9 protein-coding genes are annotated in these 12,474 nt (G+C 30.4%); 3 read left to right on the top strand and 6 right to left on the bottom strand.

Translation table 11 applies throughout. The features are described 5' to 3' along the window. Nucleotides 1-73: 73 nt before the first annotated feature. Nucleotides 74-2,074 carry an HD family phosphohydrolase gene (locus ACFDSN_RS09645; RefSeq protein ID WP_375239641.1) on the bottom strand — a complete coding sequence of 667 codons (2,001 nt, stop codon included), beginning with the start codon at nt 2,072-2,074 and terminating at the stop codon, nt 74-76. A 125-nt stretch (nt 2,075-2,199) separates the two neighbouring features. Between ACFDSN_RS09645 and ACFDSN_RS09640 the strand changes: the two genes are divergently transcribed. Together ACFDSN_RS09640 and ACFDSN_RS09635 are read left to right on the top strand one after the other, a co-directional pair. Continuing rightward, nucleotides 2,200-3,378: an acetyl-CoA C-acyltransferase gene (locus tag ACFDSN_RS09640; RefSeq protein WP_375239640.1), complete on the top strand. Its 1,179-nt coding sequence runs from the start codon at nt 2,200-2,202 to the stop codon at nt 3,376-3,378. Nucleotides 3,379-3,469: 91 nt separating this feature from the next. Further along, nucleotides 3,470-4,219 carry an NlpC/P60 family protein gene (locus ACFDSN_RS09635; RefSeq protein WP_375239639.1) on the top strand — a complete coding sequence of 250 codons (750 nt, stop codon included), beginning with the start codon at nt 3,470-3,472 and terminating at the stop codon, nt 4,217-4,219. 56 nt (nt 4,220-4,275) lie between these two features. On the opposite strand, the gene ACFDSN_RS09630 is transcribed toward ACFDSN_RS09635, so the two are convergent. Further along, nucleotides 4,276-5,529 (bottom strand): tetratricopeptide repeat protein, encoded by a 1,254-nt coding sequence (locus ACFDSN_RS09630; protein WP_375239638.1) that lies wholly within the window; start codon nt 5,527-5,529, stop codon nt 4,276-4,278. Nucleotides 5,530-5,564: 35 nt separating this feature from the next. Beyond that, entirely contained in the window at nt 5,565-8,087 is a 2,523-nt protein-coding gene (gene gyrA, locus ACFDSN_RS09625) for a DNA gyrase subunit A (protein WP_375239637.1), read from the bottom strand. Between the two features lie 261 nt (nt 8,088-8,348). Here gyrA and ACFDSN_RS09620 point away from each other — a divergent pair, with 261 nt between their 5' ends. After that, nucleotides 8,349-10,913 (top strand): ATP-dependent Clp protease ATP-binding subunit, encoded by a 2,565-nt coding sequence (locus ACFDSN_RS09620; protein WP_375239642.1) that lies wholly within the window; start codon nt 8,349-8,351, stop codon nt 10,911-10,913. A 56-nt stretch (nt 10,914-10,969) separates the two neighbouring features. Here the strand turns inward: ACFDSN_RS09620 and ACFDSN_RS09615 are convergent, their stop codons facing one another. The 3 genes from ACFDSN_RS09615 to hutH form a co-directional block, all read right to left on the bottom strand. Continuing rightward, nucleotides 10,970-11,224, bottom strand: a complete 255-nt coding sequence (locus ACFDSN_RS09615; RefSeq protein ID WP_375239636.1) for a hypothetical protein — start codon at nt 11,222-11,224, stop codon at nt 10,970-10,972. Between the two features lie 55 nt (nt 11,225-11,279). Then, nucleotides 11,280-11,723, bottom strand: coding sequence for a hypothetical protein (locus tag ACFDSN_RS09610; protein WP_375239635.1), 444 nt, complete (start codon nt 11,721-11,723; stop codon nt 11,280-11,282). A 3-nt stretch (nt 11,724-11,726) separates the two neighbouring features. Beyond that, nucleotides 11,727-12,474 (bottom strand): histidine ammonia-lyase (hutH, locus tag ACFDSN_RS09605; RefSeq protein ID WP_375239634.1); only part of this gene is annotated, 748 nt, incomplete at its 5' end.

The raw sequence follows: 12,474 nt of genomic DNA, 5'->3' as shown, positions 1-12,474 counted from the left end.
GATAAACTTACATTATTTAGAGCATTTATTGCTCCAAAACTCTTTGATATATTTTCTAATTTTAATATTGCCATTAATCTTCTTTAGGACCTGTATTATTCTTAAAAGTAATATTAGAATTTAAGAATTGGCCGTTAGTCATTTGTTTTTCAATAATAGACTCTACAAAATAATCTATCTTTGGAGTTGTAGGCTCTTTTAAACTTTTAGAGGCAGCTTCTACACTATCACACATCATTAAAATAGCTGTTTCCTTATTAAATGGTATTGGTCCTGAATATTGAAAATCTTTAATTAATATATTTTCATCAATCTCTAAAGCTTTCTTATAAAAAAAATACACCACACTAGTACCGTGATGCGTTCTAATGAAATCAATTATTCTCTCTGGAAGTTTATTTTTTTTTGCAATCTCAATGCCTTTTAACGTATGCTTTATTATTATTTCTGCACTTTCAATTGGTGATAATTCATCATGAGGATTTAAACCAGATGATTGATTCTCTGTAAAATATACAGGATTATTCATCTTTCCTATATCATGATACAAAGCACCTACTCTAACCAACATAGCATTTGCTCCAATTTCATTAGCACAGGCTTCTGCTAAATTAGCCACATTTAAAGAGTGATGAAATGTTCCAGGAGCTTCATTAGATAATTGCTTTAATAGTTTACTATTTGTATCTGATAATTCTAATAGAGAAACATCGGAAACTAATCCGAAAAGTTTCTCATAAACATATATTAATGGTTGTACAAACAGTGTTGCTAACCCACATAGAATAAATAACCCAAAAGTTTCAAATTCTAAATTATCTGTATTTCCCTCATGAATTACATAGAATGCAAAATAAGCTAATATATAAACTAAGGTTATTTGCCCTACCGAAATAAATAAATTCACTCGTTTATAAAGTTCTGACACAGTCAAAATCGTAACAATTCCTGCTATAATTTGCAAAAACATATATTCATAACTATTAGGGACAATACTACCTAATAAAAGCACTGTTATTACATGTGCAAATAAACCTAATCTAGCATCAAAAAATGCTTTTAAAATTAAAGGCAAAACTACTATTGGCACAATATAAACATATGCAGCATTGTAATTTATAACCAAAGTAGTTAATAAAATAACTACAATAATATTGAAAAATATAAATGTAACTTTAGTGTTGTTCTCAAAAATATCTAATCTGTATTTTTTTAAAAACAACAATAGCATTAATAATGCTAATGCTACTAAAAGTGTGTACGCAAAAATAATCCAATAAAAATTATAATTAGTCCAGATTTGAGATTCGTATTTAGATTCTAAAGATTTTAAAATTGCATACTTTTCACCTTCAACAACTTCTCCTTTAGAGATAATTAAAGTTTCTTTCTCAACGATACCTCTTGAGTATGATATTTTACCTAATTGCTCATTCAGAACTTTATCTGTTAATAATTTATTATAATTAAGATTAGGTCTTATAGTATTAAAAAAAGATGTTATAATTGGTGTTTTAAATGGAATTAAAAAATCTTCATTTGTAATAAATTTATTTAATTCATTTTTTAGTTCTTCTTGGGTATATATCTGACTAAAAACGCCTCTTTTTACTTCTGATTTATCATCTAATATTAATATAGAGGAATTATCGTTAGCTTTTAAATTATCTCCTAAAACACCAATACTATAAAATGTATTGAACTGCTTTTTTGATAAATTAATTATAGCTTCTTTATTTGACACCAATAATGTGTCAGGTAGATTTCGATTTAATTCATTTAATAATCGAAATTTTGATTGAGTTACTATTGAGGTATCAATATTAAAATATAAAATCCCATTGAGTTTTATATCTGATTTTTCTTTATTTATCTCTTCAGTTGTCTTATCTATAGCAAAAGTAAAAGGTGCGAAATATGTTTCAGACAGCCAAGGTTTTCCTTTTTCAAAGTCATACTTAAACCTCCCACTTTTAGGAAATAGAAATACTATAAAAATAGTACTTACTATTAATAAGCCAATTTTGTAAAATTTAGCTTGATTTTTATAAAATTGATTAAAAGTAAAACTCATAAATATTATTTAATTTCAAAAATACTAAATAACTTATCCTAAATATCACTATTCTGCCTTAGAATCTCTTTTATGTCTTATAAAATTATTAAATTCGTGGAAATTACTAATCAAAAATAATAAAAATGCATAAAGAAGTTGTTATTGTTTCTGCAGCTAGAACACCAATAGGTAGTTTTTTAGGTGCTTTATCTACTGTTCCTGCTCCAAAACTAGGGGCTGTCGCTATAAAAGGTGCTTTAGACAAAATTAATTTAGACCCTAAATTAGTTGAAGAAGTTTTAATGGGTAATGTGGTTCAGGCTGGAACTGGTCAAGCACCTGCAAGACAAGCAGCTATTTTTGCTGGAATTCCAAACAACGTACCTTGTTCAACAGTTAACAAAGTGTGTGCGTCAGGTATGAAAACCGTAATGCAAGCAGCTCAAAGTATTGCTTTGGGTGATGCAGAAATTGTTGTTGCTGGTGGAATGGAGAATATGAGTATGATTCCTCATTATTATCATGCAAGAACTGCTACAAAATTTGGTCCTGCTAAAATGGAAGACGGAATGCAAAAAGATGGTTTGGTAGACGTTTATGGTCAACAAGCTATGGGAGTTTATGCAGATTCTTGTGCTTCTGAACATAAATTCTCTAGAGAAGATCAAGATAATTACGCTATACAATCTTACAAAAGATCTACTGCTGCTTGGGATGCTGGTAAATTTGATAATGAAGTTGTTCCTGTAGAAGTACCTCAGCGTCGTGGAGATGCAATTATAGTTAACAAAGATCAAGAATACACGAGTGTTAAATTAGAAAAAATACCTGTATTAAGAGCAGCTTTTACAAAAGATGGAACAGTTACTGCTGCCAATGCCTCTACGATTAATGATGGTGCCGGTGCAATGGTTTTAATGAGTGCCGACAAAGCAAAAGAATTAGGTTTAAAACCTTTAGCTAAAATAACAGGATATGCAGATGCAGCACACGAGCCAGAATGGTTTACTACTGCTCCTGCAAAAGCATTACCTAAAGCATTAGCTAAGGCAAATATAGAACTTAAAGATGTTGAATTTTTCGAATTTAACGAAGCTTTTTCTGTAGTTGGTTTGGCAAATATGAAAATACTTGGCTTGAAAGATGATAACGTAAATATTAATGGTGGTGCGGTTTCCTTAGGACATCCATTAGGTTGTTCAGGAGTTAGAATTCTAATTACTTTATTAAACGTATTAGAACAAAATAATGCCAAAATTGGTGCAGCAGCTATTTGTAATGGTGGTGGCGGTGCTTCTGCAATGGTTATAGAACGTTTTTAATAAAATAGTTTAAAAATTCTATTTTTCAACGTATTTTAGTCGCTTAATTGTTAGTTCAGTTAAGCGACTTTTTTAATTTTAAAATTTAACAATGCAATACGGAATTTGTAATCTAAGCATTATTCCTTTACGATTTGAGCCTACGGACCCAAGTGAATTGGTATCTCAAGTGTTATATGGTGAGCATTTTAAAATTTTGGAAGAACGTAAAAAATGGTCTAAAATCCGTCTAGCTTTCGATAAATATGAAGGCTGGATAGATAATAAACAATTTATTAAAATTCAAGAATCAGTTTATAATCAATTAGAATCTGAATCACCTATCTTATCTTCGGATTTAATAGAATTTGTTTTTGACGAGCAACAACAACTCTACCCTATTTCTTTAGGAAGTACATTGAATCCTTTAGAAGTTTTAAAACACAATTTTGAAGGAAAAACAATTACTAATATAAAACCAAAATCTAATATTATAAACTCAGCATTTAATTATTTAAATGCTCCATATTTATGGGGAGGAAAAACACCTTTTGGTATTGATTGTTCTGGTTTTACACAAATGGTTTATAAGTTAAATGGTTATAAGCTTTTACGTGATGCTTCTCAACAAGCTACACAAGGAGAAGCTCTAAGTTTTATTGAAGAAAGCGAACCTGGTGACTTAGCTTTTTTTGATAATATAGAAGGAAATATTACTCATGTAGGAATAATTATGGAAGATAATTATATTATTCATGCGCATGGTAAAGTTAGAATAGATAGACTAGATCATTCTGGTATTTATAATGCTGAAAAAAGGGAACATACTCATAAGCTTAGAGTTATTAAAAAAATAATATAAAAAAAGCCTTCAAGATATCTTGAAGGCTTTTTTTATTGATAAAGATCAACTAAAATTTAGTCAACACCTAACTCAGATAATTTAGCTTTTATCGCTTTTACTTTAGCAGTTTCTCCTAAAGCGCTGTATATATTTTTTAATTGATTTAACGTGTCTACATTTTTAGAATTTGGGTTTTTTTCTAAAAAATTTTCTAAAACCATTGCTCCTTTTTCATAAATCAGTTTTCTTTCTATTTTTAATGCATCATATTTTTTGAAATCCGCATTAGAGTTACCTAACCCATTCATCTCTTTTACTATGACTTCACCTTTTTTAAGAAATAAAGAAGATAAATTTAATGCAGCATTCTCATAAGATGAATCAATACTTAGTGCTTTTTCAAAGTAAGTCTTCGCATCATCAAGCTTATTTGAGCTCATTGCTAAAACTCCTACATTATATGTTAAGTCAGCATTATTAGGATCTTTAGTTAAAGCTTGCTTGAACAATTCTGAAGCTTTGTCTTCTTGTTTTAATTTTATATAGATATTAGCTTCACTTACAATTAAGTTAGCATCATCAGGGTTTTTAGCTCTTGCATCATTAATAGCTTCTAAGGCTTTTTCATTTTCGCCTTTTTGAATATATAATAAAGCAATCATTTTAACTACTTCAGCTTCTTTAGATTCAGTTTTACGCTCTGTTGGTTTAATATGCGTACCAATTTTAACATAAGAATCTCTTGTTGCTTGAGATAAAATTTCTTCTTCTCCAGTTTCTTTATTTATAGCTAAATACTGAGTTCCAACACCAGTATAACCTATTTCTTTTAAAGTTATAAAATACCCCAAAGCTGCATTGTAATCTTTTGCTTGCAATGCACTTTGTGCTGCGTAATACATATAAGATTGATCTGAAGGTACTACTTTATATAATGTAGCAAAACCTTTAGCCGCAACACTATAATTTTGTGCAGTATAAGCAGTATTTGCCTTCTGCAACAAAGCTTGCTCTGCCATACTACGTATTTGACTTACTTCTGGTTTATATTCTCCCTCAGCATTTGTTAAGCTTTCTAAAGCAGTATCTATATCTTGAGGTTGAATATTTCCATTTGAATATAAAGCTTTAGCTTTATTTAAATAATACTTTGCTTTTAATTTATCATCCATTGAAGAAACCATAGGTTCTAATTGAGAAATCATACTTTTTGCTTCAGTATAATTTTCGCTTTTTACAGCTTTTTCAAATGACTTTACTTCTTTTTTTTGTGCAAATGTATAAAGTGAAAAACTTAATGCTAATGCAACTATTATTTGTTTGTTCATTTTTTAAAGTTTAATTTTTAATTTTTAATTAATATTTATTCTTCTTCAGACTTTGCAATTGTTGTGCCATCATTTTCTGCTGTATTTAATTCTTCATCAGAAATAATATCATCATCATCTTCACTCATAACTTTTGCAACAGCTGCTATAGAATCTTTTCCTTTTAAATTAATAAGTTTAACACCTTGCGTTGCTCTTCCCATTACCCTTAAGTCAGCCACAGCCATTCTAATTGCAATACCAGATTTATTAATAATCATTAAATCATCTTCGTCTGTAACGTTTTTAATAGCAACTAAATTTCCTGTTTTTTCAGTAACAGAAATGGTTTTAACACCTTTACCTCCACGATTTGTAATTCTATAGTCTTCTAAACTAGAGCGTTTACCATAACCATTTTCTGAAACTACAAGAATGTTACTTTCCATATCGTCTACTGCAACCATTCCTACAACTTCATCGGTTTTCTCGTCTTGAAGTCTAATACCTCTTACACCAGATGCACCTCTACCCATTGGTCTTGTTTTTGCTTCCTCAAAACGAATAGCCTTACCAGATTTAAGCGCTAACATAACTTGGCTTTCTCCTGTCGTTAATTTAGCTTCTAATAACTCATCGCCGTCCTTAATTGTAATTGCATTAATACCATTAGTTCTTGGTCTTGAGTATTGTTCTAATAAGGTCTTTTTAACTTGACCTTTCTTAGTGGCCATAATTACATAATGGTTATTGATGTAATCTTCGTCTTTTAAATCTTGAGTACAAATAAATGCCATTACCTTATCATCTTGCTCGATATTAATAAGGTTTTGAATTGCTCTACCTTTAGAAGTTTTACTTCCTTCAGGAATTTCATAAACACGCATCCAGAAACATTTTCCTTTTTGTGTAAAGAATAACATATATTGATGATTAGTTCCAACAAATAGATGTTCTAAGAAATCTTCATTACGGGTTGTAGATGCTTTTTGACCAACTCCACCTCTATTCTGTGTTTTGTATTCGGTTAAAGATGTACGCTTAATATAACCTGCATGAGATATAGTAAGTACTACTTTCTCATTAGGAATCATATCTTCAATACTTAAATCTCCACCAGCATATTCTATAACAGATCTACGCTCATCACCATATTTATCTTGAACAACTAATAATTCGTCCTTGATAATTTGCATTCTACGATCTTTACTACCTAAAATATCTTTTAAGTCCTCAATAGTTTTCATTATCTCTTCGTACTCATTACGAAGTTTATCTTGTTCTAATCCTGTCAACTGACGCAAACGCATCTCAACAATAGCTTTCGCTTGGATTTCAGATAGTTTAAAACGTTCAATTAAATTATTTCGCGCTTCATCTCCATTAGAAGATGCTCTAATAATTTTAATTACTTCATCTATATTATCTGAAGCAATAATTAAACCTTCTAAGATATGTGCGCGTTCTTCTGCTTTACGTAATTCATAAGTCGTACGTCTAACAACAACTTCATGTCTATGCTCAACGAAATAATGAATTAACTCTTTTAAGTTTAGTAGTTGTGGTCTTCCGTTAACTAATGCAATATTATTTACACTAAAAGAAGATTGTAACGCAGTATATTTAAATAATTTATTCAAAACAATATTTGGTATAGCATCACGCTTTAAAACGTAAACTATTCGCATACCATTTCTATCAGATTCATCTCTAATTGTTGAAATACCTTCTAACTTTTTCTCATTAACAAGATCGGCAGTCTTTTTAATCATATCTGCCTTATTGACTTGATAAGGAATTTCAGTTACGACAACACATTCTCTACCCTGAACTTCTTCTATAATAGCTTTAGCACGCATAACAATACGTCCTCTACCTGTATGAAAAGCATCTTTTACACCATCGTAACCATAAATTGTTCCTCCTGTAGGAAAATCTGGTGCTTTAATATGTGTAATAAGTTCGTCTATTTCTATGTCTGGATTATCGATATATGCAACAGTTCCATTAACTACTTCGGTTAAGTTATGTGGTGGCATATTTGTAGCCATACCAACAGCAATACCAGAAGCTCCATTAACTAATAAACCAGGAATACGAGTAGGTAAAACTGTAGGCTCATGTAACGTATCATCAAAGTTCAGTTTATGATCTACTGTTTCCTTATCAATATCTGCTAACATATCTTCAGAAATCTTACGCATACGTGCTTCTGTATAACGCATTGCTGCAGGACTATCGCCATCTACAGATCCAAAGTTACCTTGTCCGTCTACAAGCATGTAACGCAAACTCCATTCTTGAGCCATACGTACCATTGCATCGTAAACTGAAGTATCTCCATGTGGGTGATACTTACCTAAAACTTCTCCAACTATTCTTGCTGATTTTTTATGTGCACTATTTGCTCTAACACCAAGTTCATGCATACCATAAAGTACACGTCTATGAACTGGCTTTAATCCATCTCTTACGTCTGGTAAAGCTCGTGACACAATGACTGACATTGAATAATCAATGTATGCCGATTTCATTTCATCTTCAATATTAATCGAAATCACTTTTTCGCCTTCTGCCATTTGATATATTTTAATTAAATTCTAATTGTTACAAAACGTGCTAATATAACCAATCCATTACTGATAGCCTTAAAATTAGCTAGCTTTTTTTAATGGTTTTTATTAACAATTTCTACGTCATTTATAGTTAATAAGTTACAGCTATATATTTTGAGATTTGGTATTTTTTTTGTCTATTAGTGATTAGCAATTCATTTAAGGTATAATTTTTGAAATCTATACAAATGAATTACAATTTTAATGCAGAAAGAACCCAAATTTATGGACGATAATTTTTCACCAAGAGTTAAAGATGTTATTGCATATAGCAAAGAAGAGGCTTTACGCTTAGGTCATGATTTTATTGGCACTGAGCATTTAATGCTTGGGCTTTTAAGAGATGGAAATGGAAAAGCAATTAACATTTTAAACACTTTAGATATTGACTTAAATCATCTACGAAGAAAAGTAGAGATTTTAAGTCCAGCAAATCCTAATATTACAATAGGAACTACCGAAAAAAAGAACTTACACTTAACAAGACAAGCAGAACGTGCATTAAAAACCACTTTTTTAGAAGCTAAGTTGTTTCAAAGTACAATAATTAGTACAGCACATTTGTTATTATGTATTCTTAGAAATGAAAATGACCCTACTACAAAGTTACTTCAAAAGCTTAAAGTAGATTATGATAATGTAAAAGAACAGTACAAACTTATGATTACAAACGAAGACCCAAATTATATAGAGCCAACAGCAGAATCTTTTTCAGATGATGCGAGCAGTTCTAACGAAAACAGTAGTAACGACCCATTTAATTCTCCAGCTACACCAAATAAAGGTGGAAAAAAGTCTAAAACACCAGTTTTAGATAACTTTGGTAGAGATTTAACTGCTATGGCAGAAGAAGGTAAATTAGATCCTGTAGTTGGTAGAGAAAAAGAAATAGAACGTGTTTCACAAATTTTATCACGTAGAAAGAAAAATAACCCATTATTAATTGGAGAACCTGGAGTTGGTAAATCAGCCATTGCAGAAGGTTTAGCAATTATGATTATAAAACGAAAAGTATCTCGTATTCTTTTTAATAAACGTGTTGTTACTTTAGATATAGCAAGTATTGTTGCTGGTACAAAATATAGAGGTCAGTTTGAAGAACGTATGAAAGCTATTATGAACGAGCTTGAAAAGAATGATGATGTTATTCTATTTATAGACGAAATTCATACTATAGTTGGAGCTGGTGGCGCTACTGGAAGCTTAGATGCCTCAAATATGTTTAAGCCTGCATTAGCAAGAGGAGAAATTCAATGTGTTGGAGCCACTACTCTAGACGAATACAGACAATACATAGAAAAAGATGGCGCTTTAGAACGTCGTTTTCAAAAAGTAGTTGTTGAGCCAACTTCTGTAGAGCAAACCATAGAGATTCTTAACAACATTAAAATTAAATACGAAGATCATCATAATGTTCAGTACACACCTGAAGCTATAGAAGCTTGTGTAAAATTAACGAATCGTTATATGACAGAACGTTTTCTTCCAGACAAAGCAATTGATGCTTTAGACGAAGCTGGTTCTCGTGTGCATATTACAAACATAGATGTCCCTAAAAAAATTCTTGAATTAGAGAAGCAGTTAGAAGATGTTAAAGCACTTAAAACTACGGTTGTAAAAAAACAGAAATATGAAGAAGCAGCACGCTTGCGTGATGATGAAAAACGTTTAGAAAAAGAATTAGCTATAGCACAAGAACAATGGGAAGAAGAAACTAAACTTAACCGTATTGTTGTTGATGAAGATAATGTCGCTGATGTAGTTTCTATGATGACAGGTATTCCTGTTAACCGTATTGCACAAACAGAAAGTAACAAACTAGCAGAGTTGCCAGAATTAATTGGCGATAAAGTTATTGGGCAAAAAGAAGCTGTAGAGAAAGTTGTAAAAGCTATTCAGAGAAACCGTGCTGGACTTAAAGACCCTAACAAGCCAATTGGGTCGTTTATATTTTTAGGGCAAACTGGAGTTGGTAAAACACAGTTAGCCAAAGTGTTATCTAAAGAATTATTTGATAGCGAAGAATCTATGGTAAGAATAGATATGAGTGAGTATATGGAAAAATTCGCTATTTCTAGATTAGTTGGTGCGCCTCCAGGATACGTTGGTTACGAAGAAGGCGGACAACTAACAGAAAAAGTACGTAGAAAACCATATTCTGTAGTGCTTTTAGATGAGATTGAAAAAGCGCATCCTGATGTTTTTAATATGCTTTTACAAGTATTAGACGATGGTTTTTTAACCGATTCTTTAGGTCGTAAAATTGATTTTAGAAATACTATTATTATAATGACTTCTAATATTGGTGCTAGAAAGCTTAAAGATTTTGGTACTGGAATTGGTTTTGGAACTTCTTCTCAAAAATCTCAAGAAGATGCTAATGCTCGTAGTGTAATTCAAAATGCATTAAAGAAATCTTTTGCACCAGAATTTTTAAATAGAATTGATGATGTAGTTGTCTTTAATCCATTAGAGAAAGAAGATATTAACAAGATTATTGATATTGAATTAGCTAAGTTATATACACGTATAAACGACTTAGGTTATACTATAGAAATTAAAGAAAAAGCTAAAGATTATATTGCTACCAAAGGGTTCGATAAAGAATATGGTGCGAGACCGCTTAAAAGAGCGATTCAAAAATATGTTGAAGATGCTTTAGCAGAAGAAATTATTACCTCTAAAATTCATGAAGGCGATACCATTGTATTAGATCTAAATGAAACTACAGACGAAATTGTAATTTCTATTGTAAAAGGAAAGAAATCTGAAGAAACAAAAGATGAGTAATCTTTTATATATTTTAAAATTGAAAACCTCCAATACATTTATTGCTTTGGAGGTTTTTATTTTATGTAAAATTTTGAAATTAAAAGCGTATCAGAATTACTAATAATTATTTTTTTATCAGGAAATCCTGATTCATTAAAAGTTAATATTTCTTTATGTTCAGATTTATTATTTACAAAAGAAGTTATTGTTACTATTTTCGCCAAAATCGACTCTTTCCAAAAATATTGTTTTTCTTTAATATTATTTACTAATTCTCCACTTGGCATATCTTCAATATGTTGAATTGTTTTTTCTAATTTATCTGCCATAAAGTAATATAATGTAGAGTCTTTATACGCTGGGTAATCTTTAACTTTAATAGCTTTACTTTTTAAAAAAATTATTCTTCAACTTATAATTATATACTTTTTCATTATTAAAATCTATAATATCTGTTCTTATAAGGTTATTTATTCTAACTCTATTATACTTAATTTCTTCAGTATAATCTGAAGTTACTTCTTCTTTAACAATTAAACCTTTATCATCATATTTTTTAACATAAGAACAGCACATTAAACTTTTAATTTTTTTGAATATAGTTAATGAATCTATTCTTAAATAATAACTTAATGTATCACCAGTTTTATAATTATGGTAACCAGTACTACCTATTACTTCAACAATAGCATCTAACTTATTAGTTAACATAATTGAAGATATATCACCTATATTCTCAACTAACAATGGTTCTAAAGAATTATTATTATCTCTGTCTACACAAGAAAAACTAGATGTTATAATAAGTAATAGAAATATATGTTTCATAACCTAAACCTCAAACTCCTGCATAAACTTAATTGACGCTTGAATATCGTCATGTAAAACTTGATCTTCAGTAATAAAAGGTACTACTTTTCTATAATTTGCAATAAAATCTTCTATAATATTAGACGATTTTAAAGGTCTTCTAAATTCTAAAGCTTGAGATGCGTTCATTAACTCAATAGCTAATACACGTTCTACATTTTCAATTAAGTCATACGCCTGTGTTGCTGCATTTGCGCCCATAGAAACGTGATCTTCTTGTCCGTTACTAGATACAATACTATCTATACTTGCTGGTGTTGCTAATTGCTTATTAGCACTAACAATACTTGCTGATGTATATTGCGGAATCATAAAACCAGAATTTAACCCAGGATTATTTACCAAGAAGTTTGGTAATTGTCTTTGTCCAGAAATTAATTTAAAAATGCGTCGTTCAGAGATATTTCCTAATTCTGCCATTGCTATTTTTAAGTGGTCAAAAGCTAAAGCTAAGGTTTGTCCATGAAAATTCCCACCAGAAATAATTTCATCTTCATCTACAAAAACATTAGGATTATCAGTTACCGAATTAATTTCGGTTAAAAACGTCTGACTTACAAAATCTAATGTATCCTTACTTGCGCCATGAACTTGTGGCATGCATCTAAAAGAATATGGATCTTGTACATGCTGTTTTTCTTGCTTTATAATCTCACTACCATTTAAAAAACTTGAGATTTGTTTAGCCGTATCAATCTGACCTTTATGT

This window comes from Aurantibacter sp., assembly GCF_042094015.1.
Classification (GTDB): Bacteria; Bacteroidota; Bacteroidia; order Flavobacteriales; family Flavobacteriaceae; genus Aurantibacter.
This window is presented reverse-complemented; position numbering and strand designations above follow the sequence as displayed.

Bases quoted from the DNA above. Each gene is read 5' to 3' on its own strand.
- ACFDSN_RS09645 (WP_375239641.1), bottom strand. From the start codon at position 2,074: ATGAGTTTTACTTTTAATCAATTTTATAAAAATCAAGCTAAATTTTAC.
- ACFDSN_RS09640 (WP_375239640.1), top strand. From the start codon at position 2,200: ATGCATAAAGAAGTTGTTATTGTTTCTGCAGCTAGAACACCAATAGGT.
- ACFDSN_RS09630 (WP_375239638.1), bottom strand. From the start codon at position 5,529: ATGAACAAACAAATAATAGTTGCATTAGCATTAAGTTTTTCACTTTAT.
- ACFDSN_RS09635 (WP_375239639.1), top strand. From the start codon at position 3,470: ATGCAATACGGAATTTGTAATCTAAGCATTATTCCTTTACGATTTGAG.
- ACFDSN_RS09610 (WP_375239635.1), bottom strand. From the start codon at position 11,723: ATGAAACATATATTTCTATTACTTATTATAACATCTAGTTTTTCTTGT.
- ACFDSN_RS09615 (WP_375239636.1), bottom strand. From the start codon at position 11,224: ATGGCAGATAAATTAGAAAAAACAATTCAACATATTGAAGATATGCCA.
- ACFDSN_RS09620 (WP_375239642.1), top strand. From the start codon at position 8,349: ATGGACGATAATTTTTCACCAAGAGTTAAAGATGTTATTGCATATAGC.
- gyrA (WP_375239637.1), bottom strand. From the start codon at position 8,087: ATGGCAGAAGGCGAAAAAGTGATTTCGATTAATATTGAAGATGAAATG.